This window comes from Micromonospora terminaliae, from assembly GCF_009671205.1.
Lineage (GTDB): Bacteria > Actinomycetota > Actinomycetes > Mycobacteriales > Micromonosporaceae > Micromonospora > Micromonospora terminaliae.
This window is the reverse complement of record NZ_CP045309.1, coordinates 5,141,365-5,166,977: the sequence shown is the minus strand read 5'-3', so window position 1 is coordinate 5,166,977 and position 25,613 is coordinate 5,141,365. Positions and strand designations below refer to the sequence as shown.

Sequence of the window (25,613 nt, the reverse complement as noted above, 5' to 3'; positions counted from 1 at the left end):
GCTCTGGGCGTGGCTTCCGACGAGCGGATCCGGGGCGCGCTGCTGGCCGGGCTGGCCGTGGTGGCGCTGGTGGCCGGCGCGGGCTGGTGGCGGGCGGCGGCCCCGGTGCTGGGCCGGACCGGGCCGGACCCCGCCCCGTCGACCGGCGCCTTCCTCGAACCGGGGGTCCGCGTGGCCGTCGACCCGGCGACCGGGCAGGTGCTGCCGGGGCCGGAGGCGGATCCGGACGAGCCGGTGGTGATCGAGGAGAAGCCCGACGGGGTGCCCCGGTGGCGCGACGTCTCCCACACGGTGTGGCGGGAGCAGTCCCGCCTGATGCCGGACGGCGCCCCGGTGACCCGCCGGGCGAACGCGTCGGACGGGGCCAGGTTCCTGCTCACCGTCTCGTGCTCGGGCCCGGGCACGGTCTTCGTCGGGTTCACCGGTTCGTCGGAGGACGACACGGAGCAGGGGCTGAGCTGCGGCGGGCCGGCCGACCGCGTGGTGGTGAGCGCGCGCGGCGGGCCGCTTCTGGTGCGCTTCGCCGCGGTCCGCGACCAGGTCGACCTCGACGCCCGGCTGGACGCGCTGGACTGAGGGCGGGTCAGCCGGCCAGGTGGGCCAGGTCGTCGCGGTAGTCCGCCGCCGGCCCCAGCTCGGGCACCACCCGGACGAGGGTGCCCTGCCGGTCCACCAGCAGGGCGGCGGCCGTGCCGGGGTGGGCGGAGAGGTGCAGGTAGGAGCGGAGGCCGCCGGCCGGGTCGGCGAGTGGGCGTACCCCGGGGGCCGTGGCGGACGCGGCGGTGCGGTCCTCGGTGACGGTGACCACGGTGACCCCCGGCGGCGCGGCGGCGGCCGCGGTGGTGACCTGCTCGACGCAGGCGCACGCGTCCACCAGGACGATCATGGCGGGCAGCAGGCTGCGCAGCGGCACCGGCGAGTCGTCGGGGCCGACCAGATCGAGCGCGGGCAGCGGCCCGACGGGGGCCGTCGGGTACGGCAGCACGGTGGGCCCGCCTCCGGAGCGGATCGACCGGGGCCAGGTGACCGCGGCCAGCCCCGTGAGGGTGACCACGACGGCGACCAGCAGGACCAGCACGGGCAGCCCGAACGACGGCCGACCGGCCGTGCCGGGGCGCTGCCGCCCGTCGGCCTGCCGGCGGGCCTGGCGCAGCTCGCGGCGGACCTGGCGGGCCTCCTCGGCCAGCGCCGAGGCGTCGTCGGGGACGACCACCCGACCCCACTCCGGGGGCAGGTCGGGCAGCCCGTCCGGTGGCCCGTGGCCTTCAGCGTCAGGCATGCCCATCGGACCCCCAGGAGCCGTCTCGGTGAGCGGACGTAGTCCGCCTCCAGCGTCCCGCACCGGTCGTCGTACCGCCACACCTGGGCGCAGGTGGAATTCCGGAGCTACCATGGAAGGAGCGCATAGCCCTAGATATGAACGCTTCCGTCACTCTTACCGGGTTGTCATCCGCTGGTCACGGAGCGTGTCGAAACCATCGGCTTGACCGCCTGTCAAGCTGAAGAAATACCTCTCACAGGGCCCCTGAGCTGCGCCAACGGTCAGGACAGCGGTGAGACATCGGTGCCTGAGCGTGTTACCCTAGACACAGCGAAAGGGGTTTCGAACCTATGGTTTTCAGTGTCGGCGAGACCGTTGTTTACCCCCACCACGGGGCCGCACTCATCGAGGCAATCGAGACTCGGGTCATCAAGGGCGAGCCTAAGCAGTACCTCGTCCTGAGGGTCGCGCAGGGTGACCTGACGGTCCGGGTGCCCGCCGAGAACGCCGAGATCGTGGGTGTGCGCGAGGTGGTCGGCGAAGAGGGCCTGGGCAAGGTCTTCGACGTGCTCCGTGCACCGCACACCGAGGAGCCGACCAACTGGTCGCGGCGTTACAAGGCGAATCTGGAGAAGCTGGCCTCCGGTAACCCGCTGAAGGTCGCCGAGGTCGTCCGCGACCTGTGGCGCCGGGAGCGGGAGCGGGGTCTCTCCGCGGGTGAGAAGCGCATGCTGGCCAAGGCGCGCGACATTCTCGTCGGCGAGGTCGCGCTGGCTGAGAAGAGCACCAAGGACGAGGCGGAGACGCTGCTCGACAAGGTGCTGACCGAGGCCTGATCCGCACCAGGTCGTCGTACCCAGCCCGTAGCAAACGAATCCGAGGACCGCGACGTGACCGCGCAGCTCAATCCGCGCGGTGACGTCGCGGTCCTTGTTCCTGCGGCCGGAGCCGGGGTACGCCTCGGCCCGGGCGCTCCCAAGGCCCTCCGGCCGCTCGCGGGCGAGCCGCTGCTGGTGCACGCGGTCCGCCGCATCGCCGCTGCGCCCTCGGTGCACACGATCGTGGTGGCCGCCCCGGCCGCCGACGTCGAGGCGGTCCGGGGGATGCTCGCGCCGGTGGCCCCGGTGACCGTGGTCCCCGGCGGCGCCGAGCGCCAGGCGTCGGTGGCCGCCGCGCTGGCCGCCGTTCCGGGCGGCCCGGAGATCGTCCTGGTGCACGACGCGGCCCGGGCCCTCACCCCGCCCGAGCTGGTCGAATCGGTGGCCGCGGCGGTCCGCGGCGGCCACGACGCGGTGATCCCGGTGCTGCCGGTGGTCGACACCGTCAAGGAGGTCGACGCCGGCGAACGGGTCCTCGGCACGGTCGACCGGGCCGCCCTGCGCGCGGTGCAGACCCCGCAGGGCTTCCGCCGGTCGGTGCTGACCGCCGCCCACGAGGCGGCCGGCGACCCGCTCACCGACGACGCGGGCCTGGTCGAGAAGATGGGCGTCCCGGTGGTCTGCGTGCCGGGGTCGGAGCTGGCCTTGAAGATCACCCGCCCGTTCGACCTGGCCCTGGCCGAGCACCTGCTGGCCACCGGCGCCTGACGCGTACGCTCGGCTCATGATCGTTCCTCGGGTGGCCATCGGCACCGACGTGCACGCCTTCGCGCCGGGCCGGCCCTGCTGGGTCGCCGGCCTGCACTGGCCGGGCCAGGACGGCCTGGCCGGCCACTCGGACGCCGATGTCGCCGCGCACGCCGCCTGCAACGCCCTGCTCTCCGCGGCCGGCCTGGGCGACCTGGGCGCCAACTTCGGGGTCGACCAGCCGGAGTGGGCGGGCGCGTCCGGGGTGGCCCTGCTCACCGAGAGCGCCCGGCGGGTCCGGGCGGCCGGCTTCGCGATCGGCAACGTGTCGGTGCAGGTGGTCGGCAACCGGCCGAAGATCGGTCCGCGCCGGGAGGAGGCGCAGCGGGTGCTCTCCGCGGCCGTCGGTGCGCCGGTCACCGTCTCCGCCGCCACCACCGACGGCCTGGGCTTTCCCGGGCGCGGCGAGGGGCTCACCGGGATCGCCGTGGCCCTGGTCTACGAGGCGCCGGCGGTGTGACGCGGTGACCCGGGTCGCGGCACCCGGTCAGTCGACGTCCGTGCAGACGTTGTGGGTGGTGCCGTGGAGCATCGTGATCGTCTTCTCGAAGGTGGGCGTGAACTCCACGACGAACTGGCCGTCCACGATCCACAGCCCCTTCGGCAGCGAGCCCGCGTTCTCCCGGAAGCCGAGCAGCACCGGCCCGGTGACGTACCAGGTCATCGATCCGTCCGTGCCGTAGACGACCAGGGAGGTGCCGCTCGCGTCCGCCGTGGACGTGGCGCCGGTCTCCAGGTTGGTCACCCGGTCGATCAGGGCGCCGGTGAACAGCTCCCGCCTGGGCGAGCCGTCCGGGTACGTCGCCAGGGTCAGCTTCCGGACCTCGTCGACGATCGGTTCGACCCGCACCGCGAAGTCGCACCGAGCCCCGGCGGGCATCTCGAACGCCTCCTGCGGGTCCGGCTCCCAGGCGCCGTGGCTGCCGCCGCCGCTCGCGGCGGACGCCGAGCCGGGCAGGGCCGTCGCGATCGCGGCCACGACCGACGCCACCGCGACGCTCATCTTGAAACGCATGGTCACTCCATCCGTGCTTCTGGTCAGGGCCGGACCAGGATCACCAGACCCGCTCACCACGGACTCACCACTCGTCGGGCTCCAGCCGCGCCGAGCCGTCCGGGCACCGGGCCGGCCGCTGGGGGCGCTCACCATCCGCTCACCTCCGGACGACAACCGCCCCGCCGCGCCAGGCCGTCTGTTCGGTATGGAGTTCCGCCTGCTCGGACCCTTCGAGGCCCGCCACCGGGGCCGGCCGGTCGAGGTCGGCAGCCGCCGTCAGGAGCGCTGCCTGCTCGGTGTGCTGCTGCTCGACACCGGGCGCGTCGTCCCGACCGACCGCCTCATCGACCTCCTCTGGAACGGCCGGCCGCCCGCGTCGGCGCGCGGTGCCGTGCAGACGTACATCGGTCGGTTGCGCGGGGCGTTGACGCCCTACGGGGTGCGGATCAGCACCCGGGGGGAGGGTTACCTCGTCGAGGCCGACGAGCACCGCGTCGATGTCGACGAGTTCGGCGAGCTGGTGCGGTCCGCCGGCGCCGCCGCCGACCCCGCGGAGCGGGTGCGCCTGCTCGACCGGGGCCTGGCCCTCTGGCGAGGGCCGCTGCTCGCCGACGCGGCGGACGACGAGCTGCGGGACCGGCTGCACGGGACCGTCGAGGAGCTCCGGCTGGTCGCCGTCGAGCTGCGCGCCGAGGCGCAGCTCGCACTGGGCCAGCACGCCCGGGCGGTCGCCGAGCTGATGCCCCTGGCGGCCCGGCACCCGGGCCGGGAGCAGCTGGTCGCCGTGCTGATGACCGCGCTGTACCGGGGCGCCCGGCAGGCCGACGCGCTGCGGCTGTACCGGACCACCCGGCAGTTCCTCGTGGACGAGCTGGGCGTCGAACCGGGGCCGCGCCTGCGGGAGGTGCACCGCCGGATCCTGCGGGGCGACGAGCGCCTGGACCGGCCCGGGCGGCCCGTCTACGAGGTCCGGCTACGCGACGAGTGCCTGCCCTGGAGCGTCGGCGGGCACCCGGCGCTGGACTTCTGCAACACCTTCGCCGGGTGGGGGCACGAACCGCCGTTGCCGGGCGCCGAGTGGCTGCGCGGCTACCGCACCCTGGCCGTGTGGGCCGGGTACGTGGGACTGGTCGACGACGTCTCGGTGGGCCGGCTGCTGCACCTGGGCCGGCGGGACCCCGGGCAGGGCGAGGCGGTGCTCGGCGAGGCCCGGGACCTGCGGCAGGCGCTGTACGGATGCCTGACCGAACCGGACGACCGGCAGGCATTCGAGGTGGTCGCCCGGTACGCGGAGGCCGCCGCGAAGGAACTGGTGTTCCGGCGCGAGACCGACGGTCGCGGGCGCTGGTGGCCGGAGCTGGCCGCCGGGCTCCGGATGCCCCTGCACGCGGTCGCGTGGAGTGCTGCCCAACTGCTCAGCGACCCGCGCCGGCTCACCCTCCGGGTCTGCCCCGACGAGCGGTGCGGGTGGCTCTTCCTGGACGAGAGCGGGCTCAGGCGCTGGTGCAGCATGGGGACCTGTGGGCGCTCGCTGGACCGGTCCCGCTGCCACAGCGCCTGACGGCGTCCACGCCGGCGGCGGGGGCAGCGACCGGGGGTTACGCTCGGCAGGATGCCGCACGACGCCACCCCCGACCAGTCCGCAGCCGACGGCTACCTCCAGCGCGCGCAACTCCTCGCCGAACTGGGCCGGTACGACGAGGCCGCCGAGGAACTCGACGCGGGACTCGCCGTCCAGCCGGGCAGCCCCGAGGCGTTGACCATGCTGGCCCGGGTGCACCTCGCCGCCGACCGGCCCGCGGCGGCGCTGCCCGTCGCCGAGGCGGCCGTGGCCGCCGCCCCGGGTGCCCTGTCGCCGCTGGTGGCGCGTGGCTTCGCCCTTGTCGACCTGGGCCGGTGGAAGGCCGCGGCGAGCACCGGGGACCGGATCCTGGCGCTCGGCCCGGCCGACGCGTACGCCCAGCGGAGCGCCGCTGCGATCCTGGCCGGCGCCCGCAACGGGCAGCCGGCGCTCAACGCCGCCTGGCGCGGCGTGGAACTGGCCCCGGACACCGCGCAGGCGCACCTGGTGCTCGGCGTGGTCGCGGCCCGGCTGGAGCTGTACGACCTGGCCGAGCGGGCGTACCGGGAGGCGCTGCGGCTCGACCCGGAGGTGGCCGAGGCGCGGCACGACATGGGTGTGATCCGGCTGGAGCAGCGCCGTTACGCGCAGGCTCTGGAGGACCTGGCCGAGGTGGCGGCGCTGGATCCGACGGCGGGCGAGCCCCGCCCGAGCGTCGCCGACGGGCTGCTCCGGCTGGTCCTCCACGGCGCCGGCTGGTCGCTGCTGGCCGGCGTGCTGGTGGCCGTCCTGGCCCCGGTCGCGCCGGGCCCGTCCCGGCTCCTCGCGCTGCTCGCCGCGCTCGGTGGGGCGCTGCTGGTCTGGCGTTCCGCCGCCCGGGTGCCGGGCCTGCGGGACACGATCCTGCCCGGGCTGTTCCGCACCGACCGCGGCCTGGCACTGGCCGTCTGCGGGGTGGCCGCCGCCCCGGCGCTGCTGGTGCTCTACGCGCTGGTCGGCGGCCCGTGGCCGCTGGTCGCCGGGATCACGGTGGCGCTGGTGGCCGGGTTCGTCGTGCTCGCCCGCACCGGCCACCAGCCCCGGCGTTAGGCCCGGCGCGCCCAGGTCCAGGCGTACGCGTCGTCCTCGCAGGCGGTCGCGGCATCGCAGAGGTCGAGCGGGCGGAAGGTGTCCACCATGACCGCCAGCTCGTCGAAGAACTCCGCCCCGATCGACCGCTCGGCGGCACCCGGCTGGGGGCCGTGGGTGAAGCCGGACGGGTGCAGCGAGATCGAGCCCTGCTCGATGCCGGAGCCGCGCCGGGCCTCGTAGTTGCCGCCGGTGTAGAAGAGCATCTCGTCGGAGTCGACGTTGTGGTGGTTGTACGGCACCGGGATGGCGCCCGGGTGGTAGTCCACCTTGCGCGGCACGAACGAGCAGATCACGAAGTTCGGGCCCTGGAAGGTCTGGTGCACCGGTGGCGGCTGGTGGATCCGGCCGGTGATCGGCTCGAAGTCGTGGATGGAGAACGCCCACGGGTACATGTGCCCGTCCCAGCCGACGACGTCGAACGGGTGGTTCGCATAGACATGACGCGTCCACACGGTGCCGCTACCGTCCGGGCGTGCCGCCCGGGAACGGTGCCGGACCAGCACCTCGACGTCGGTCTCGTCGACCAGCAGCGGCGTGTCCGGCCCGCGGACGTCCCGCTCGCAGTAGGGCGAGTGCTCCAGGAACTGCCCGCGTACGGAGAGGTAGCGCTTCGGCGGGCCGACGTGGCCGGCGGCCTCGATGGCGAGCAGCCGGGCCGGCTCGTCGCCGGTGGGGACGAGGCGGTGGATGGTCGAGGTGGGGATGATGACGTAGTCGCCGGCGGCCACGTCGAGCACGCCGAACGGCGACTCCACCCGCAGCGTGCCGGCCTCGACGTAGAGGCAGTGGTCGCCGGTGGCGTCCCGGAACAGCGGCGAGGGCCGGTCGGCCAGCACGTACGCGATCCGTACGTCGTCGTTGGCGAGCAGGTACTGCCGGCCCAGCACCGGGTCGGCGCCCGCGCCGTCGAGCTTGTGGGTGCGCAGGTGCCGGGGCTTGAGCGGCAGGTTGGGCACCCGGGTGAAGGCGGGCGGGGTGAACTCCTCGGCGGCCACGATCGCGGTGGGCGCGTGCCGGTGGTAGAGCAGCGACGAGTCGGAGGAGAAGCCTTCCTGGCCGACCAGCTCCTCGGCGTACAGCGTGCCGTCGGGCTGGCGGAACTGGGTGTGGCGCTTGCGGGGCACCTCACCGACGCTGCGGTAGTACGGCATCTCGCCTCCCGATATGTCCCGTTCTCCGGCCGGGAACGTCCGATAATCGGACGCAGTTGTCCGTTCCTTGTAGCGTCCCGTAGATTCTTGTCTCGTGTCAACGCAGGTGCCCCGCCTCTTCGCCGGACTGGTCGACGACGCGGCGGTCTTCCCGCCCGGCAGCGCCGCGCTGCCGGACGCCGTGGCCGCCCATCACCGGCACCGGGCCGGCTGGTACGCCGACCTGGTCGGCCCGCTGCTGCTGCCCGCCTCGACCCTGCCGGACCTGCCCGGCCTGCTCGCCCCGGAGGCGACCCTGGCGGTCGGCGTGATCGGCGACGTGCCGGTCGGCCGGCTGGAGGCGGCTCTCGCCGAGGCGGACGCCCGGCTCGTCGTCCGTCAGGTCGAGGCACCCGTCGCCAAGCGCGGTGAGGACCCGCAGCCCGGCCTGGCCGACCTGCTCAAGCTCGCCGAGCGTCTGGGCGGCACCACCGTCTACGCCGAGGTCCCGCTGACCTTCGGGCTGCTGGGCGCGCTGGACGCCCTCGCCGAGGCGCGGGCCGGCGGGCTGCCGGTGGCCGCCAAGTTCCGCACCGGCGGGCTGGCCGCCGAGCTGTTCCCGACCCCGGTCGAGCTGGCCGCGGTGATCTGCGCCTGCCGCGACCGGGAGCTGCCGTTCAAGCTGACCGCCGGGCTGCACCAGGCGATCCGGCACCGGGACCCGGAGACCGGCTTCACCCACCACGGCTTCGTCAACGTGCTGGCCGCCACCCTGGCCGCCACCGGGGGTGCCGAGGTGGACGGGGTGGCCGAGCTGCTGGCCGCCACCGACCCGCTCCGGGTGGTCGAGCCGGCCCGGTCGCAGCGGGAGGCCGAGCGCCCGCTCTGGGTCGGCTACGGCTCGTGCAGCATCTCCGAACCACTGACCGATCTGATCCGGCTGGGGCTGGTGAACGGGGGCTTTGAGGAATGAGCTGGGTAGTGGGTGCGGCCGGTTCGCCGTACGGGGTGCGCAACCTGCCGTACGGGGTGTTCCGGCAGGGCGACCGCGAGCCGCGGATCGGCGTACGCATCGGTGACTTCGTGCTGGACCTGGCCGGCGCCGAGGCCGCCGGTCTGGTGCTGGCCGCCGGTGCGCTCGGCCGGCCCACCCTCAACGAGTTCATGGCGCTCGGGCGTCCGCAGTGGACCGCCGTGCGGCAGCGGGTCACCGAGCTGCTCACCGACGAGGAGCACAGGCCGGCCGTGGAGCCGCTGCTGGTGCCGCTGCGCGAGGTGGAGCTGCTGCTCCCGTTCGAGGTGGCCGACTACGTCGACTTCTACTCGTCCGAGCACCACGCGTCGAACGTCGGGCAGATCTTCCGGCCCGGCCAGCCGCCGTTGCTGCCCAACTGGAAGCACGTGCCCATCGGCTACCACGGCCGGGCCGGCACGGTGGTCGTGTCGGGCACCCCCGTCGTACGCCCCACCGGCCAGCGGGCCACCGCGCAGGGCCCGACCACCGGCGCCTCCGTCCGGCTGGACATCGAGGCCGAGGTCGGGTTCGTGGTCGGGGTGCCGAGCCGGCTCGGTGACCGGGTCTCCGTCGCGGACTTCGCCGACCACGTCTTCGGGGTGGTGCTGGTCAACGACTGGTCGGCCCGGGACATCCAGGCCTGGGAGTACCAGCCGCTCGGCCCGTTCCTGGGGAAGTCCTTCGCCACCTCCGTCTCGGCCTGGGTCACCCCGCTCGACGCGCTGGCCGACGCCTTCGTGCCCGCACCCGACCAGGATCCGCCGGTGCAGGACTACCTGCGCGACACCCCGCACCTCGGGCTGGACCTGAGCCTGTCGGTGGAGTGGAACGGCGAACGGGTCGCCGAGCCGCCGTTCGCCACCATGTACTGGACGCCCGCCCAGCAGCTCGCCCACCTCACCGTCAACGGCGCCTCGCTGCGCACCGGCGACCTCTACGCCTCCGGCACCGTCTCCGGGCCGGAGCGCGGGCAGGTCGGCTCATTCCTGGAGCTGACCTGGGGCGGGGCCGAGCCGGTGAAGCTCGCCGACGGCGCCGCCCGGACCTTCCTGGAGGACGGCGACACCGTGACGATCACCGCCACGGCGCCCGGCCCGGACGGCACCACCGTCGCCCTCGGCGAGGTCACGGGGACCATCGTCCCGGCCCGCTGAGTCGCCCTGTTCACTCTCCGTCCCCGGTCGCACCCGCTGTGCGACCGGGGACGTTTCCTGCGCCGTTGATCGTCGCGGATTGCGTACGCCCCGGCGGTGCGGGCCGGGGCGCACCCGAGTGGAACAGGAAGGACCGCGACGATGACCGAGTTGACCGGCGCCGTCTGGCGCACCAGCAGCCGCTCCAACGATCAGGGCCTCTGCGTCGAGGTGGCGACCAACGTGGTCGCCGCGCACGGCGTGGTGGGCGTACGCGACTCGAAGGACCCCCACGGTCCGGGGCTCGCGGTCAGCCCACCGGGCTGGACGGCGTTCGTCGCCGCCATCCGGGGTGATGCCTTCCGTCCCTGACCGCTCGCCGCGCCCGGTGCCCCGGTCGGGGCACCGGTGGTGGAAATGTCACCGCAAGGCTCCCCTTACCCGGTGACGGCCCGTACCGTGGACGACACGGGAGGTGCCATGTCGACGGTGACGGTTTCCGCATTCATCGAAGCGCAGGACGTCGACGTCTGGCGGCTCCTCACCGACCTCCCGGCGCGGGCCGACTGGTTGTCCGCGGTCGGCGCGGTCGACGTCCTCAGCGCCGGCGACTTCGGGCCCGGCACCGGCTGGCGGGAGACCCGGGTCCGGCCCGACGGCGTCGCCGAGGCCGAGGAGTTCCGGGTGGTCGAGGCGGTCGCCCCGGCGCGGCTGGTGCTCAGCTCGCGCGGCGCGGGCGCGGACTACCGGATCACCTGGACGCTGCGCACCGTCGAGCGCCGGCGGCGCGGCTGCACGGAGGTCACCGTCGAGCACGAGGCCGTGCCGACCCGTCCCTACGGGCGGGTGCTGGCGCTGATCCTCGGCGGCCTGGCCGCCCGAGCGGTGGAGGGCGCCCTCCGCCGTGACCTGGCCGACCTGGCGCTGGCCGTCGGGCCCACCCGGTCCGCCGAGGCCGCCTGAGCCGACCAGGCCGCCCACGCCGGCCCGGCGCGGATGACGCCGCGCGGCGTCCGGGGGCCGCCGCTGGGTAGGGTGCCGGGCGGAGGTGCGGCATGCGCAAGCCCGCGGGGCGGCGGATCCTGGTGGCGGTCGTGGCGGTGCTGGCCGTCGCGGCGTCGGCCGCCGTGGTCCTCCGGGTCCTCGCGCCCGCCGAGGTCGAGACGGTCGCCCGGGGCGCGTACCCGGCCGCGCCGAGCCCGCCGGCCGGGGTGATCGGCCGGCTGCCGGTGGCACCGCTGGTCGTGGACGGCCGCGTCCGCGTCTACGCGGGCGCCCGCCAGGTGTACGCCGACCAGCCCGTCTCCGGGAAGCACCGGGTCACCCCGTTCTGGTCGTACCGCCGCTGGCCGGCCAAGCTCGTCGGGGTGCTGGCCGACGGCACCACGGTGGTGAGCCGCTGGTCCGACGGGAAGCTGGTGGCGCTGGACGCGCGTACCGGGAGGGTCGCCTGGCGGGCCGACGGGCCGGAGCCGGGCGCGGTGCCGAAGCCCCGCCGCACCTACGCCGCCACGGTCTGGGACCCGGCCGGCCTGCACGTTACCCGGGCCGCCGACGGCCGCGCCGTCCTGGTGGCGGCCGGCCCCGGGGCGGTCGGTGGGTACGCGCTGGCGGACGGCCGCCGGCTGTGGCGCTCGGAGGTGGCGCGTGGCTGCCGCGCCGACGTGGGCACCACGGCCACCGGCGAGCTGGTCGGGGTCGACTCCTGCGCCGGGCCGGCCGCGGTCGAGTTCCGGGACGCCGCGACCGGCGCGGTACGGACCCGCTGGCGACCGCCGGACGCTCCGGACCGGCTCGTGGTGACGCCGGTGGGCTGCCGGGACGGGCACTCGGCGTGCCGAGGGCTGCGCACCTCGGGCCGGAGCGACGAGACGGGCCGGGGCTGGCTGATCGGCGCGGGCGAGCCGGTGGCCGCACCCGCCCTGGACGGCCCGGACACCGAGCTGGACGGCGAGCACGCCGTGTCGACGGCCGGTGGCGTGGTGACCGGACGGTCCGCGCGGACCGGGGAGGAGCTGTGGCGCCGGGCCGACCTGGGCGCGGCCCGGATCCTCGCGGTCGAGCCCGGCCGGGTGCACCTGCTGACCGAGCGACGGGAACTGGTGACGCTGGACCCGACCACCGGGGCGGAGCGGTCCCGGTTCGTCCTGGACATCGGCCGGGACGGGACCGGCTGGAAGCCGGGCCGGGCGCACGCGGTGGACGGCTACGTGGCGGTGGAACGGCTGCGCGAGGAGGCCCGGCCGGACGACGACGACCAGGGGTACTTCCTCATGGCCGAGCCGGTCCTCCTGGCCGCGACCTGACCAGGCAAGCTATTGGACAAAACGGACAAAATCCCTTAAAGTTCCTATATCTCGCCGGTCGAGGCGTCCGGGGCCGGTCCGTAGGGGGTTGACGGACCGGCCCCGGACCTGGGCCGTCAGGCCAGCGCGGCCTCCGCGGCGGCCAGGAAGGCGTCGTTCTCGGCCGGAGTGCCGATGGTGACCCGCACGCCGTCGCCGGGGAACGGCCGGACGATCACCCCGCGGGCCTCACACGCCCGGCCGAACTCGACGGCCCGGTCGCCCAGCGGCAGCCAGACGAAGTTGGCCTGGCTGTCCGGCACGTCCGGGACGAACTTGCGCAGCGCCTCGGTGACCCGGTCCCGCTCGGCGACGACCAGCGCGCAGCGCCGCTCGACCTCGTCGGCCTGCGCGAGTGCCGCCAGCGCGCCGGCCTGGGCGGCCATGCTGGTGGAGAAGGGGGTGACCACCTTGCGCACCGCGGCGGCCACGGTCGGCTCGGCGATCAGCCAGCCGATCCGCAGGCCGGCCAGGCCCCAGGCCTTGGACAGGGTGCGCAGCACCGCCACGTTCGGCCGGTCCAGGTAGCTCAGGCCGTCCGGCACCTCGGGGTCGGTGACGAACTCCCGGTACGCCTCGTCGATCACCACGAGCACGTCGTCCGGCACCGCGTCGAGGAAGCGGTCCAGCTCGGCCCTGCGGACGGCCGTGCCGGTCGGGTTGTTCGGGTTGCAGACCAGGATCATCCGGGTCCGGTCCGTCACCGCCGCCGCCATCGAGGCCAGGTCGTGACCGTGGCCGGCGTCGTTCGGGACCCGCACGCTGGTCGCGCCGCTGGTCGCCGCGATGATCGGGTACGCCTCGAACGACCGCCACGAGTAGAGCAGCTCGTCGCCCGGCAGGCAGGTGGCCCGCACCAGGTGCTCGGCCAGCGCCACCGAACCGCAGCCGGTGGCGATCCGGTCGGCGTCCACGCCGTACCGCTCGGCGAGGGCCTGCCGCAGCGCCACCACGCCCATGTCGGGGTAGCGGTGCGAACCGGCCACGGCCTCGGCGACCGCCTCCACGACGCCGGGCAGCGGCCCGTACGGGACCTCGTTGCTGGCCAGCTTGATGGCCTCCGGCAGGCCCAGCTCGCGGGCCAGGTCGGCCGGGCTGCGCCCGGGCACGTAGTTCGGCAGCGCGTCCAGGTCGGCGCGGGTGAGCCGCAGCGGAGGCTGGTGACGTCCGGTGTCGGTCATGGGGTGTCTCCCGGGGGGTTGGCGCGGTCGCGCGGGGTGGTACGGGTGTCGGGCCGGGTGCGGGGGAGCTGGACCACGACGGTCTGCGCCCGCTTGTCGTGCAGGGCCTGGCGCAGCGGCTGGTCGAACAGCGGGGAGACCGCGTCCACGAACTGGAGCAGCAGGCCCAGGCCGCAGCAGTACCAGAGCAGGGTGGGCAGGCCGAGCGTGCTCCAGCGGCGGGTGGCCCGGCCGAAGCCGAGCGGCTGGTCCGCCTCGACCGCCACCGCGCGGACGCCCACGAGCCGCTTGCCGAAGGTCTGGCCGCGGGCCGCCATCGACGGCACCTCGTACGCGAACCAGAGCGCGGTGGCGATCAGCAGGATGGCGATCTGGAGCCCGGCGGCCTGCTCGCCCGGCTGGGGCAGCCCCTCGGTGGAGGTGTCCCCGGCCAGCGACCGCCGCACCGACTCGCGGAGGTACGGCGAGATCTCCTCGATGTAGCGCCAGACGAACCAGCCGTTGACCACGGCGTTGAGCAGGAGCACCACGCCGAGGTCGATGAGGCGGGCGACCAGCCGGGCGCCGTACGAGGCGAGCGGCAGCCCGTGCGGGCGCGGGGCCGGCGGGCGCCCGGGCCACCCCGGGTACGGCCAGCCCGGCGGCGGCCCCTGCTGGCCGGGCCGACCGGCCCACGGTCCCGGCTGGCCGGGCTGTCCCGGCCAGGGGCCCGGCTGGCCCGGCTGGCCGGGCCAGGGGCCGGGCTGGGTCGGCTGGCCCGGCCACGGCTGGACCGGGCCGCCGGCGGGCGAGCCCGGGTAGGGGCCGACGGCCGGGCCGCCCGGGGCGGGCTGGCCCGGCTGCGGCGTGGCCGCGGCAGGGGCCGGCGCGGCGGCGGGAGCCGGCTCGGGCGGCGGTGGTCCGTCGGGCGGGGTGGCGTCGACCGGGATCGGCGCGCCGATCCACCCCTCGCCGTCCCAGTACCGGCGGGTCTCGGGATCGGCGGGGTCGACGTACCAGCCGGGCTGCACACTCACGGCACAACCTTAACGACGACCGTTCCGGCGAACTTGTCGTGCAGGGTCTGCTGCCAGGGCTTGTCCCAGAGCTGCCAGAACCCGTCGAGGTAGTTGGCGAAGGGCACGAGCGAGCCCGCGACGAACTCCACGAGGTACCGCCGGCCGAGGACGCCCCGGGTCAGCGGCGCGGTCGGGTCGAGCGGGACGATGCGCAGCTTCATGGCCTTCTTGCCGAGCGTCTGGCCGGTCCGGCGGGCGTACTCGACGTGGTAGAGCCAGTAGAAGACGAACATGAGCAGCAACAGTCCCGCCTCGGCCAGCAGCATCGGCAGGAAGAAGTCGGTCAGCATCGTGGCCGGGTCGGGCTCGGGCACCGTCCCGTCCGGGGCGACCACCATCATGTCGTTGAACATCCGGAACCAGAGCCAGAGGACGACCGGCAGGAAGAGGACCATGGCCACCGCGCTCGCCACCGCGGTGTCGATCAGCCAGGCCACCAGCCGCTCGCCGAAGCCGGCCAGCGGCTGCCCGTTGGGGGCCAGCGTGGCTGGCACGAAGCCGGGGTGCGGGGCGTACCCCGGGGGTGGCGGGGGGTAGGCGGGCAGCCCGGCGTAGGTGGGCGGGGTGTGCTGGCGCGGCGGCGCGTACGGCCCGGACGGCGGCGCGAAGCCGCCGCCCGCGGGCGGGGGCCCGGCGGGCGGCGGAGACGCGGGGGAAGGCTCGGTCACGCGGACAGTGTTACAGGTTGCCGCGCTTCTCCTGCTCCCGCTCGATGGCCTCGAACAGGGCCTTGAAGTTGCCCTTGCCGAAGCCGAGCGAGCCGTGCCGCTCGATCAGCTCGAAGAAGACCGTGGGGCGGTCCTGCACCGGCTTCGTGAAGATCTGGAGCAGGTAGCCGTCCTCGTCCCGGTCGACCAGGATCTTGCGGGACTGGAGCTCCTCGATCGGCACGCGCACCTGGCCGATGCGGGCCCGCAGCTCCGGGTCCTCGTAGTAGGAGTCGGGCGTGTCCAGGAACTCGACGCCGGCGGCCCGCATGGCGTCGACGCTGGCCAGGATGTCGTTGGTGGCCACGGCGATGTGCTGCGCGCCCGGGCCCTGGTAGAACTCCAGGTACTCGTCGATCTGCGACTTCTTGCGGGCGACGGCCGGCTCGTTGAGCGGGAACTTCACCTTGCGGGTGCCGCTCGCGACCACCTTGCTCATCAGCGCCGAGTAGTCGGTGGCGATGTCGTCGCCGATGAACTCGGCCATGTTGCTGAAGCCCATGACGCGCTTGTAGAACTCGACCCACTCGTCCATCCGGCCCAGCTCCACGTTGCCGACGACGTGGTCGACGGCCTGGAAGAAGCGCTTCGGCTGGATGCCGGCGTCGATCATCGGCTGCCGGTCCACGATCGGGCCGCGGGCCACGAAGCCGGGCAGGAACGGCCCGGTGTAGCGGGACCGGTCCACCAGCGTGTGCCGGGTGTCGCCGTACGCGGCGATGGAGGCCATCCGGACGGTGCCGTGCTCGTCGCTGAGGTCGTGCGGCTCGACCAGGCCGGTCGCGCCCTGGGCGGTGGCGTGGGCGTACGCGGCGTCCACGTCCGGCACCTCCAGCGCGATGTCGGAGACGCCGTCGCTGTGCTTCGCCACGTGCTCGGAGCCCTCGGCGTCCGGGCGGACCGCGCCGGTCAGCACGAACCGGGCGGAGCCGCTGGTCAGCACGTACTGGGCGTGGTCCCGGTAGCCCTGCTCCGGCCCGCGGTACGCCACGCAGGTCATGCCGAACGCGGTGGAGTAGTAGTGGGCGGCCTGCTTGGCGTTGCCCACCAGGAAGTGCACGTGGTCGAGGCCCTTGACCGGGAACGGGTCGTGGGTGATGTCGTGGTCGACGGCGCCGACGAGGGCGTCGACGTCGACCTCCTCGGTCGACTGGGGTCGGTCGATCGCCTGGGTCATGGTGGCCTCCCTTGCGTACCGGCCGGCCTCGTGGGCCGCCGTTGATCTGCTGTTGTGGGGAGGATCGCTGCGCGACCGCCGGTTGGGCAACAGTCGTCGATAATGCTGGTCAGGTTGTGCATTCGGTAATGTGAAACCCCATGAACACTGGTCAGGATGTACAGCTCGACGCGCTGGATGCCCGCTTGATCGATCTGCTCGCCGACGAGCCCCGGATCGGGGTGCTGGAGTGCTCGCGGCGGCTCGGCGTGGCCCGGGGCACCGTCCAGGCCCGGCTCGACAAGCTGGTCGAGCGGGGGGTGATCGCCGGGTTCGGGCCGGACATCTCGCCGGCGGCCATCGGCTTCGGGGTGACCAGCTTCGTGACGCTGGAGATCAGCCAGCGGCACGGCCACGACCAGGTGACCGCGCACCTGGCCGCCATCCCGGAGGTGCTGGAGGCACACACCATCACCGGCTCCAGCGACCTGCTGTGCCGCATCGTGGCCCGGTCGAACACCGACCTCCAGCGGGTCATCGACCAGATCGTCGCCTCGGAGGGCATCCGCCGCGCCTCCACGATCATCGCTCTCGCGGAGCAGATCCCCTACCGCACCCTGCCCCTGGTCCGCTCCGCCGCCCGCGGCGCGTGACGCGCCGGCCGACCGGAAAAGCGGCGCGACACGGCCGTTCGGGGGGCCGGCGCGGGCGTGGTCGTCGCTACCGTGTGCGGTGTGAAGGGCCTTGGCGTACGCGGCTGGTTGCTGCTGGGGCTCGTCACCGTGGTCGTGCTCGCCGCCACCGGGGTGTGGAACCCGTTCCCCGCCATGTGGGACTGGATGGACCGGAGCAAGCCGCTCGCCGACCCGGAGCCGGTCTGGCAGCAGCGGGTCGGCGGCACCCCGCGGAGCGTCACCATCGCCGGCGACACCGTCATCGTCGAGCAGCGCACCCGGGTCGAGGCGCGCAGCCTGGCCACCGGCACGCAACTCTGGGAGCGCAAGGCCGACTGGGCGGCGGTGGCCGGCAGCGACCGGGCCCCGGTCGTCGCCGTGGGCAAGCTCCTCGACAAGGGGTACGAGGTGCTCGACCCCGCCACCGGCGTGGTGCGCCGCCGGGACGAGCGGGCCATCGCGGTCTGGACCTACCGGAACCTGCTGCTCGACGCGTACTGCGTGCGGCCCACCGACTGCACGCTGCGCGCCTGGGATCCCCGGGGGAGCGCCCCGCTGTGGAGTTCCTTCCTGCCGGGCGTGAACAGCGGGGTGCTCGCCGACAACCCGGAGCTGCTGGGCACCCGGCGGCTGGGTGCGACGCGGATCGACGGCGGGGTGGCCGGGCCCGAGTCGGTCCCACCGCTGCTCGGCTTCCCCGTCGACGACCGGGTGCACGTGGTGGACACCGCCACCGGCAGGGTGCTCCAGAACGTCGAGCCCGGCCGCGAGGAGCGGCTCGCGGTGGTCGGCGGCCGGCTCCTCCGGATCGCCGCCACCTCCCGCGACGGCACCTGCCAGTTCGTCCTCACCGCCGTCGACCCGGCCACCGGGCAGCAGGTGTGGCGGCGCAACGGCGTCAACCTGCGGACCGCGGACTACGCCGGCTGCGTGCAGCGGGAGGACCCGCAGGGCGCCCGCAACGTGGTGATCGGGGTCGCCCCGGACGGGCGTGAGGCGGTGCTCGACGCGTACGACGGCCGGCTGCTCCAGGTGGGCGCCGAGGGCGAGAAGCTGCTGGCCGTCGACGACCGCTACGCGCTGGTGCGCAGCGCCGACAAGGGTTCGATCATCGGCCGGGAGCTGTCGGCCGACCGCACCGGGTGGACCCGTCCGGCCGGCGGCAAGACCGGGGCGGCGCTCACCCCGTACGCGGCGCTGATCGCCGAGGAGAAGCCGTCGCGGCTCATCGCGGTCGAGCCGCGCAGCGGCCGGGAGCTGGTCGTGTTGCGGACCTCCGCCAACGCCCTGGCGGTCGGCCCGAACGGCATGATCATCGGCGAGGGCCGGGAGATCGGGTACGTCCGCTGGGGCGCCGGCGCCGCCGGGGTGCCACCGCCGGACGAGGGCGCGGTGCCCGCGCCGGACCCGGGCGACACCTGGCGACCCCCCACCGGCCAGGGCAGCTGCGGCCCGAAGAACGAACTCTGTGCCGACGGCAAGTGACGCCGGGTGAGAGCGGCGTCCCAGGACGCACCCGGCGGGTGCCACCGATCGACGGCTCTGCCCTAGGCTTTTCCGTCATGAGCAGTGCCGCCGCCTTCTCGTACGCCCCCCTGCTGCCGACCGGACCCGACCAGACGGAGTACCGCCTGGTCACGGATGAGGGCGTCGACGTCGTCAACGGCCCGGGTGGCCGTCGGTTCCTCACCGTCGAGCCCGCCGCGCTGACCGCGCTGACCGCCGAGGCGATGCACGACATCGCCCACTTCCTGCGCCCGGCCCACCTGGCCCAGCTCCGGGCGATCATCGACGACCCGGCGGCCTCGCCGAACGACCGGTTCGTCGCGCTGGACCTGCTGCGCAACGCCAACATCGCCGCCGGTGGCGTGCTGCCGATGTGCCAGGACACCGGCACCGCGATCGTGATGGGCAAGCGCGGCCGGCACGTGCTCACCGACGGCACCGACGCCGAGGCGATCTCGCGCGGTGTCTACCAGGCCTACACCCGGCTCAACCTGCGCTACTCCCAGCTCGCCCCGCTGACCATGTGGGAGGAGCGGAACACCGGCAGCAACCTGCCCGCCCAGGTCGAGCTCTACGCCGAGGACCCGGACGGCCACCCCGACGCCTACAAGTTCCTCTTCATGGCGAAGGGCGGCGGCTCGGCCAACAAGTCCTACCTCTACCAGGAGACCAAGGCGCTGTTGAATCCCACGCGGATGATGCAGTTCCTGGAGGAGAAGCTGCGCCTCATCGGCACCGCGGCCTGCCCGCCCTACCACCTGGCCATCGTCATCGGCGGCACCTCCGCCGAGTACGCGCTGAAGACCGCCAAGTACGCCTCCGCGAAGTACCTGGACGCCCTCCCCACGCAGGGCTCGATGAGCGCCCACGGGTTCCGCGACCTCGAACTGGAGGCCGAGGTGCTGGAGCTGACCCGCAACTTCGGCATCGGCGCGCAGTTCGGCGGGCGCTACTTCTGCCACGACGTGCGGGTGGTCCGGCTGCCGAGGCACGGCGCGTCCTGCCCGGTGGCCATCGCGGTCTCCTGCTCGGCCGACCGCCAGGCGGTCGCCAAGATCACCCCGTCGGGCGTCTGGCTGGAGCGTCTCGAGACCGACCCGGCGCGCTACCTGCCCGACGTCACCGACGCCCAGCTCGACAGCTCCGAGGTGGTCCGGGTCGACCTCAACCGGCCAATGGACGAGATCCGCGCCGAGCTGTCGAAATACCCGGTGAAGACCCGGCTGTCGCTGACCGGCCCGCTGGTGGTGGCCCGGGACATCGCGCACGCCAAGATCGCCGAGCGGCTGGACGCCGGCGAGCCGATGCCGCAGTACCTGCGCGATCACGCCGTCTACTACGCCGGCCCGGCCAAGACTCCCGAGGGCTACGCCTCCGGCTCGTTCGGCCCGACCACGGCCGGCCGCATGGACGCCTACGTGGAGAAGTTCCAGGCGGCGGGCGGTTCGATGGTGATGCTGGCCAAGGGCAACCGCTCCGCCCAGGTCACCCGGTCCTGCCAGACGCACGGCGGCTTCTACCTCGGCTCGATCGGCGGCCCGGCCGCCCGCCTCGCCCAGGACTGCATCAAGCACGTCGAGGTGCTCGAATACCCCGAGCTGGGCATGGAGGCGGTCTGGAAGATCGAGGTGGAGGACTTCCCGGCCTTCATCGTGGTCGACGACAAGGGCGAGGACTTCTTCGCCGAGGTCACCAAGCCGGTGCTCACCGTCGGGCGGCGCTGAGTTCCGACGTACGCGACAGGGGCGCCGGGTGGGATCCCACCCGGCGCCCCTGTCCCATGTGGTCGGTCAGGTCGGGTTCGCCGGCGAATGCCGGAGCGTGTGCGTTACGCGTCACGGACGGCGGCCCACCGACATCGGTGCGCCCGCCCCGGCGCGAGGCCCGGGCGGGCGCACCGCCCCCGTCGGATGCCGTCATCGACAACCGCGCCCAGTCTCCGGGCCGGTGCTGTCGATCCGCTATCACCTCGCTATCGTCTGTCCGGGGCGTTCCGTGACCGTCGGGCTACGCTGCTGGAAGTTGCACAGGAGGGCGTGCGGGGGCGTAGATGCGGTTCGCGATTCTGGGGCCGCTGCGGACAGGCGGCGGCGAGGTCACCGTCACCGCCGGTCGCGACCGGACGGTGCTCGCCATGCTGCTGCTGCGTGCGGGTCGGATCGTGCCCGTCGAGGAGCTGATCGACGCGGTCTGGGAGGACCGCCCGCCGGCCACCGCGCGGACGCAGCTGCAGATCTGCGTGTCGCGACTGCGGCAGCGCCTGGCGACGCTCGGGCCTCCCGGGGAGATCATCATCACCGATCCGGTCGGCTACGGCGTCCGGATCGAGCCCGACGACCTCGACGCCGAGATGTTCGCCCGCGGGGTGGAGGCCGGCCGGGCCGCGGTCGGCGCCGGCCGGCCCGCGGAGGCGCGCCAGCACTACCGCGCGGCGCTGGCGCTGTGGCGCGGTCCGGCACTGGCCGGGATCGCCAGCCGGAGCGTACGCCGGCGGGCGCAGGCACTCGACGAGCAACGACTCGCCGCACTGGAGGAGTGCGTCGACGTCGAGCTGCGGCTACGGCAGGCGGCCGACGTGATCGACGAGCTGACCGAGACCGTCGAACGGAACCCGCTCCGGGAGCGGCTGCGGGGGCAGCTCATGCTCGCCCTCTCCGCCGTGGGCCGGCAGGCCGACGCGCTCGCCGTCTACCGGGAGGGCCGGCACATCTACGCCCAGGAGCTGGGCCTCGAGCCGGGCGTGGCATTGCAGGAGCTGCACCAGCGGGTCCTGGCCGGCGACCTGGCGCTGGGCGGCGTCGAGGCTCTGCCGGTCGTCCCGGTGCGTGCGCTGCCCCGGGCGATCAGCGACTTCACCGGCCGGCAGCAGACGATGGCCCGGCTGGTCAAGGAGATCGAGGAGGACGCCGCCCGGGTCCAACTCATCGACGGGATGGCCGGCAGCGGCAAGACGGCTCTCGCCGTACACGTGGCGACCGCCCTGGCCGACCGCTACCCGGACGCCCAGCTCTTCATCGACCTGCACGGACACAGCGAACGGACGCCGCTGCCGCCGGGCGCGGCGGTGGCCACCCTGCTGCGCCAGCTCGGTGTCCCGCCGGAGCGGGTGCCGCTGGAACTGGAGGACCGGCTGGCGCTCTGGCGCAGCGAACTGGCCGGCCGGCGGGCCCTCGTGGTGCTGGACAATGCCGCGAACGCCGACCAGGTGGCGCCGCTGCTGCCGAACGGTCTCGACTGCCTGGTGCTGATCACCAGCCGCCGCCGGCTGCTCGGGCTGGACGAGGGCCGCCCGTCGTCGCTGCCCGTGCTGGACCCGGAGGAGGCGGTCGAGCTGCTCGGCCGGGTGGCCGGCGAGGAGCGGGTGGCCGCCGAGCCGGAGGCCGCCGCCGAGGTCGCCCGGCGATGCGGGTACCTGCCGCTGGCCATCCGGCTGGCCGGCGCGCGGCTCGCGCACCGGCCCCGCTGGCGGGTCGCCGACCTGGCCGGGCGCCTGGTCACCGGTTCCGGGCCGCTGGCCGAGCTGGTTGCGGGGCAGCGGTCGGTGGGCCAGGCGTTCGCGCTGTCGTACGCGCAGGTCTCCCCGGCGGCGCAGCGGCTGTTCCGGTTGCTCGGCCTGCACCCCGGCGTGCGGTTCGACAATCGGGTCGCCGCCGCGCTCGCCGACGTCGGCCTGCCGCTCGTGCAGGACCTGCTGGACGAACTGGTCGACGCGCACCTGGCGGAGGAGGTGGAGCCCGGCCGGTACCGGCTGCACGACCTGCTCCGCGAGTACGGCCGGACGCTGCTCGGCGTCCCGGAGCTGGCCGCCGAGCGGAGCGGGGCGCTGGCCCGACTGCTGGATCACCACCTGCACGTCACCGTGGCGATCGCCCGCACAGTCGAGGCGTCGGGCAGCCGGAAGACGCTGCCGGCGGGTACGCCGGAGCGCAGTGACCTGGTGGCGGCGGCCGCCGCCGAGGGGCGGCCCTGGTTCGAGGAGAACCTGCCCGCACTCACCGCGCTGGTCCGGCTGGCCGAGGAGGAGGACTTCCCGGAGCGGTGCTGGCAGCTGGCGCGGGCCTGCTGGCGGCTCAACTTCGACGGCGGGCACCTCGACGAGCTGATCGAGACGCACACCGTCGGCCTCCGGGTCGCCGAGCGGCTCGGTGACGAGGTGGCCGTCGCCTCGATGTTGAACTACCTGTCCTCGGCGTACTACCGGCTGGCCCGCTTCCCCGAGGCGATCCGGCTCATGGAGCTGGCGCTCGACCTGCGCCGCCGGCTCGGGCTGCGGAGCGAGGTGCTCAGCACCCTGTGGAACCTCGGCGCCTCCTACGCCGGGAACGGTGACTACCAGCTGGGCATGGCGCGGTTCGACGAGGCGCTCGGGCTGCTGCGGGGCATCGACGACGCCGGCGATCTGACGAACCTCCAGAACAACCTCTGCCTGGCACTGCTCGCCTGGGGCCGGTACGCGGAGGCGCTGCGGGTCGGCCGGCTGCACCTGCTGCTGGCCCGCCAGACCCGGGACCTCCGGCAGACCTCCCACGCCCTGGGGCATCTCGGCATGATCAGGCACCGGCTGGGTGACGCCGCACCGGCCCGCCGGCTCCTGCGGGTCGCGCTCCACCTCAAGCGCCAGCTGGGCAACCGCTACGGCGAGGGCGAGGTGCTGAACGAGATCGGCATGCTGGAACGCGAGGACGGCCGTCCGGAGCGGGCTGCCGCCCTGCACCGCGACGCGCTGGTGGCGATGACCGAGGTGGGTGACCGCATCGGGCAGTGCGCCTCCCGCAACCTGCTGGCACTGGCCATCCGCGACCAGGGGGACGTGGCGAGCGCGCTCGACCTGCACCGCCGGGTGCTCGCCGACGCCACCCGCCTGGGTGCCCGCTACGAACAGGCGCGGGCGCTCGACGGCATCGGCCGCTGCCTGCGGGACACCGACCCGGACGCGGCCCGCTCGCACTGGACCCGGTCGCTGGCGCTGCTGCGCCAGGTCGAGTCGCCGGACCGGCACGAGGTGGAACGGCTGCTGGCGGAGCTGGACTGAGCGATCATCTGCGAGTCCGCGGCGGGCGCGGCAGGATGGTACGCGTGACGACTCCAGAGGCGACCGGCTACCGGATCGAACGCGACTCGATGGGTGAGGTGGAGGTGCCCGCCGAGGCGCTGTGGCGGGCGCAGACCCAGCGCGCGGTGCAGAACTTCCCGATCTCCGGGCGGGGCATCGAACCGGCCCAGATCAAGGCCCTGGCGCAGATCAAGGGGGCGGCGGCCCAGGTCAACGCCGAGCTGGGAGTTATCGGCGCGGACGTGGGCGAGGCGATCGCCACCGCAGCCGCGCACGTGGCCGACGGCGGATACGACGACCAGTTCCCGGTCGACGTCTTCCAGACCGGCTCGGGCACCTCGTCCAACATGAACACCAACGAGGTGATCGCCACCCTGGCCGCCCGCGAGCTGGGCCGCAGCGTGCACCCGAACGACGACGTGAACGCCTCGCAGTCCAGCAACGACGTCTTCCCGTCCTCGATCCACCTGGCCGCCACCCAGGCCGTGGTGGAGGATCTGCTGCCCGCGCTCAAGCACCTGGCCGGCGCGCTGGAGGAGAAGGCCGCCGAGTTCGAGACCGTGGTGAAGGCGGGCCGTACCCACCTGATGGACGCCACCCCGGTCACCCTCGGGCAGGAGTTCGGCGGCTACGCCGCCCAGGTCCGCTACGGCGTCGAGCGGCTGGAGGGGGCGCTGCCCCGGCTGGCCGAGCTGCCGCTCGGCGGCACCGCCGTGGGCACCGGCATCAACACCCCGCTGGGCTTCGCCGCGCGGGTGATCGAGAAGCTGCGCGCCTCCACCGGGCTGCCGCTGACCGAGGCGCGCAACCACTTCGAGGCGCAGGGCGCCCGGGACGCGCTCGTGGAGGCCTCCGGTCAGCTCCGTACCGTCGCCGTCGGGCTCTACAAGATGGCCAACGACATCCGCTGGATGGGCTCCGGCCCCCGGGCCGGCCTGCGCGAGCTGCGCATCCCCGACCTCCAGCCCGGCTCGTCGATCATGCCCGGCAAGGTGAACCCGGTGGTCGCCGAGGCGATGCGGCAGGTGTGCGCGCAGGTGATCGGCAACGACGCCGCCGTGGCGTTCGCCGGCTCGCAGGGCGACTTCGAGCTGAACGTCATGCTTCCCGTGATGGGCCGCAACCTGCTGGAGTCGATCCGGCTGATCTCCGCGGCGAGCCGGCTGTTCGCCGACCGCCTGGTGGCCGGCCTGGTCGCGGACGCCGAGGTCTGCCTGGCGTACGCCGAGGGCTCGCCGTCGATCGTCACCCCGCTCAACCGCCACCTCGGGTACGACGAGGCCGCCTCGATCGCGAAGGAGGCGCTGGCCAAGCAGGTCTCCATCCGGGAGGTGGTGATCTCCCGCGGGCACGTCGACTCCGGCAAGCTCAGCGAGTCCCAGCTCGACGAGGCTCTGGACCTGCTCCGGATGACCCACCCGTGAGTCGCGGCCGACGTCAGCTCGCGCGGCCGCGTCAGGAGTGGGCCGCCGCCTTGCGGGCCCGGTAGGCGCTCACGGCCGCCCGGTTGCCGCAACCGGCGTCGCAGAACCGGCGGGACCGGTTCTTGGAGAGGTCGACCAGCACGTTCTCGCAGTCCGGGTGGTCGCAGAGGCGTAGCCGGCTCAGCTCGTCCATCCGGACCAGGTCGGCCAGCGCCATGGCCGCCTCGACCGCCATCCGGGTGGCCAGCGGCGCGTCCCGCGGCACCGCGTGCAGGTGGTACGGCTCGTCGTCGTGGCGGACGAGCTGGGGCAGGGCGTGCGACTCCCGCAGCAGCCCGTTGACGACGGCCACCACCTCGTCGGCGTCGGCGTGCCAGATCCGGCGGAGCCGGGGCCGCAGCGCGCGCACCTCGCGCAGCTCCGCCTCGGTGTGCTCGTGCCGGCCGGTCCACCCGTACGCCGTGAAGAACTCGTCGAGGGCCGTCACGTCCGGCAGCCCCTCCCGGTCCGGGCCGGTTGTGTTGACCAGCGCCGCGGCCGCGACCAGGCCACACTCGGTGTCATGAGCAAAAAGCAACTTGACTCCTGTCGGGGTGCCCGCCTAGCGTCATGAGCATAACCCCCATTGACTTATGTCCGGTCGACCCAAGGAGCTG

At 74.2% G+C, this 25,613-nt stretch carries 24 protein-coding genes; 16 read left to right on the top strand and 8 right to left on the bottom strand.

The genetic code is table 11. The features are described from left to right. The first annotated feature begins 9 nt into the window (after positions 1-9). Positions 10-576, top strand: coding sequence for a hypothetical protein (locus GCE86_RS23760; RefSeq protein ID WP_154228980.1), 567 nt, complete (start codon positions 10-12; stop codon positions 574-576). A gap of 7 nt (positions 577-583) precedes the next feature. Here the strand turns inward: GCE86_RS23760 and GCE86_RS23755 are convergent, their stop codons facing one another. Further along, entirely contained in the window at positions 584-1,285 is a 702-nt protein-coding gene (locus tag GCE86_RS23755; protein ID WP_154228979.1) for a hypothetical protein, read from the bottom strand. Between the two features lie 326 nt (positions 1,286-1,611). Here GCE86_RS23755 and GCE86_RS23750 point away from each other — a divergent pair, with 326 nt between their 5' ends. The 3 genes from GCE86_RS23750 to ispF are packed head-to-tail and all read left to right on the top strand — an operon-like array spanning position 1,612 to position 3,346. Then, on the top strand, positions 1,612-2,097 hold the full coding sequence (locus GCE86_RS23750; RefSeq protein ID WP_007073334.1) for a CarD family transcriptional regulator: 486 nt from the start codon (positions 1,612-1,614) through the stop codon (positions 2,095-2,097). Positions 2,098-2,151: 54 nt separating this feature from the next. Continuing rightward, the gene (gene ispD / locus GCE86_RS23745) at positions 2,152-2,847 is read left to right on the top strand and encodes a 2-C-methyl-D-erythritol 4-phosphate cytidylyltransferase (RefSeq protein WP_154228978.1); all 696 of its coding nucleotides are present in this window, start codon (positions 2,152-2,154) and stop codon (positions 2,845-2,847) included. Between the two features lie 16 nt (positions 2,848-2,863). After that, positions 2,864-3,346 carry a 2-C-methyl-D-erythritol 2,4-cyclodiphosphate synthase gene (gene ispF / locus GCE86_RS23740; protein WP_154228977.1) on the top strand — a complete coding sequence of 161 codons (483 nt, stop codon included), beginning with the start codon at positions 2,864-2,866 and terminating at the stop codon, positions 3,344-3,346. 27 nt (positions 3,347-3,373) lie between these two features. On the opposite strand, the gene GCE86_RS23735 is transcribed toward ispF, so the two are convergent. Further along, a complete protein-coding gene (locus GCE86_RS23735) occupies positions 3,374-3,901 on the bottom strand; it encodes a hypothetical protein (RefSeq protein ID WP_154228976.1) in 528 nt (175 codons plus the stop codon). 187 nt (positions 3,902-4,088) lie between these two features. Here GCE86_RS23735 and GCE86_RS23730 point away from each other — a divergent pair, with 187 nt between their 5' ends. Beyond that, a complete protein-coding gene (locus tag GCE86_RS23730; protein WP_154228975.1) occupies positions 4,089-5,444 on the top strand; it encodes an AfsR/SARP family transcriptional regulator in 1,356 nt (451 codons plus the stop codon). A 51-nt stretch (positions 5,445-5,495) separates the two neighbouring features. Next, positions 5,496-6,533: a tetratricopeptide repeat protein gene (locus GCE86_RS32415; RefSeq protein WP_154228974.1), complete on the top strand. Its 1,038-nt coding sequence runs from the start codon at positions 5,496-5,498 to the stop codon at positions 6,531-6,533. Here GCE86_RS32415 and GCE86_RS23720 read toward each other — a convergent pair. Further along, the gene (locus tag GCE86_RS23720) at positions 6,530-7,726 is read right to left on the bottom strand and encodes a homogentisate 1,2-dioxygenase (protein ID WP_154228973.1); all 1,197 of its coding nucleotides are present in this window, start codon (positions 7,724-7,726) and stop codon (positions 6,530-6,532) included. The two genes, GCE86_RS32415 and GCE86_RS23720, sit on opposite strands and share 4 nt — an antisense overlap. A 94-nt stretch (positions 7,727-7,820) precedes the next feature. Here GCE86_RS23720 and GCE86_RS23715 point away from each other — a divergent pair, with 94 nt between their 5' ends. The 5 genes from GCE86_RS23715 to GCE86_RS23695 all read left to right on the top strand — a co-directional run bounded on the left by GCE86_RS23715 (position 7,821) and on the right by GCE86_RS23695 (position 12,159). After that, complete coding sequence (locus tag GCE86_RS23715) at positions 7,821-8,678, top strand: hypothetical protein (RefSeq protein ID WP_154228972.1); 858 nt, start codon at positions 7,821-7,823, stop codon at positions 8,676-8,678. After that, complete coding sequence (fahA, locus tag GCE86_RS23710; protein WP_154228971.1) at positions 8,675-9,874, top strand: fumarylacetoacetase; 1,200 nt, start codon at positions 8,675-8,677, stop codon at positions 9,872-9,874. Before GCE86_RS23715 ends, fahA begins: the two co-directional genes overlap by 4 nt. A 141-nt stretch (positions 9,875-10,015) precedes the next feature. Further along, positions 10,016-10,225: a DUF397 domain-containing protein gene (locus tag GCE86_RS23705; protein ID WP_154228970.1), complete on the top strand. Its 210-nt coding sequence runs from the start codon at positions 10,016-10,018 to the stop codon at positions 10,223-10,225. Positions 10,226-10,333: 108 nt separating this feature from the next. Further along, the gene (locus GCE86_RS23700; RefSeq protein WP_154230643.1) at positions 10,334-10,816 is read left to right on the top strand and encodes an SRPBCC family protein; all 483 of its coding nucleotides are present in this window, start codon (positions 10,334-10,336) and stop codon (positions 10,814-10,816) included. Positions 10,817-10,908: 92 nt separating this feature from the next. Further along, entirely contained in the window at positions 10,909-12,159 is a 1,251-nt protein-coding gene (locus GCE86_RS23695) for an outer membrane protein assembly factor BamB family protein (RefSeq protein ID WP_154228969.1), read from the top strand. Between the two features lie 116 nt (positions 12,160-12,275). On the opposite strand, the gene hisC is transcribed toward GCE86_RS23695, so the two are convergent. The 4 genes from hisC to hppD are packed head-to-tail and all read right to left on the bottom strand — an operon-like array spanning position 12,276 to position 16,321. Continuing rightward, entirely contained in the window at positions 12,276-13,379 is a 1,104-nt protein-coding gene (gene hisC, locus GCE86_RS23690; protein WP_154228968.1) for a histidinol-phosphate transaminase, read from the bottom strand. Beyond that, a complete protein-coding gene (locus GCE86_RS23685) occupies positions 13,376-14,395 on the bottom strand; it encodes an RDD family protein (protein ID WP_154228967.1) in 1,020 nt (339 codons plus the stop codon). Before GCE86_RS23685 ends, hisC begins: the two co-directional genes overlap by 4 nt. After that, entirely contained in the window at positions 14,392-15,105 is a 714-nt protein-coding gene (locus tag GCE86_RS23680; protein WP_154228966.1) for an RDD family protein, read from the bottom strand. The genes GCE86_RS23685 and GCE86_RS23680 overlap by 4 nt, the downstream gene beginning before the upstream one ends. A 10-nt stretch (positions 15,106-15,115) precedes the next feature. After that, positions 15,116-16,321, bottom strand: a complete 1,206-nt coding sequence (hppD, locus tag GCE86_RS23675; RefSeq protein ID WP_154228965.1) for a 4-hydroxyphenylpyruvate dioxygenase — start codon at positions 16,319-16,321, stop codon at positions 15,116-15,118. A gap of 140 nt (positions 16,322-16,461) precedes the next feature. Between hppD and GCE86_RS23670 the strand changes: the two genes are divergently transcribed. The 5 genes from GCE86_RS23670 to GCE86_RS23650 all read left to right on the top strand — a co-directional run bounded on the left by GCE86_RS23670 (position 16,462) and on the right by GCE86_RS23650 (position 24,957). Further along, on the top strand, positions 16,462-16,953 hold the full coding sequence (locus GCE86_RS23670; RefSeq protein WP_154228964.1) for an Lrp/AsnC family transcriptional regulator: 492 nt from the start codon (positions 16,462-16,464) through the stop codon (positions 16,951-16,953). 108 nt (positions 16,954-17,061) lie between these two features. After that, positions 17,062-18,459 (top strand): outer membrane protein assembly factor BamB family protein, encoded by a 1,398-nt coding sequence (locus GCE86_RS23665; protein WP_204343210.1) that lies wholly within the window; start codon positions 17,062-17,064, stop codon positions 18,457-18,459. Positions 18,460-18,536: 77 nt separating this feature from the next. Next, positions 18,537-20,204, top strand: a complete 1,668-nt coding sequence (locus GCE86_RS23660) for a fumarate hydratase (protein ID WP_154228963.1) — start codon at positions 18,537-18,539, stop codon at positions 20,202-20,204. Positions 20,205-20,530: 326 nt separating this feature from the next. Next, positions 20,531-23,512: an AfsR/SARP family transcriptional regulator gene (locus GCE86_RS23655; RefSeq protein WP_154228962.1), complete on the top strand. Its 2,982-nt coding sequence runs from the start codon at positions 20,531-20,533 to the stop codon at positions 23,510-23,512. A gap of 35 nt (positions 23,513-23,547) precedes the next feature. Beyond that, positions 23,548-24,957: a class II fumarate hydratase gene (locus GCE86_RS23650; RefSeq protein WP_204343181.1), complete on the top strand. Its 1,410-nt coding sequence runs from the start codon at positions 23,548-23,550 to the stop codon at positions 24,955-24,957. A gap of 31 nt (positions 24,958-24,988) precedes the next feature. Here GCE86_RS23650 and GCE86_RS23645 read toward each other — a convergent pair whose 3' ends face one another. Further along, the gene (locus GCE86_RS23645) at positions 24,989-25,534 is read right to left on the bottom strand and encodes a CGNR zinc finger domain-containing protein (RefSeq protein WP_154228960.1); all 546 of its coding nucleotides are present in this window, start codon (positions 25,532-25,534) and stop codon (positions 24,989-24,991) included. Positions 25,535-25,613 lie beyond the last annotated feature (79 nt).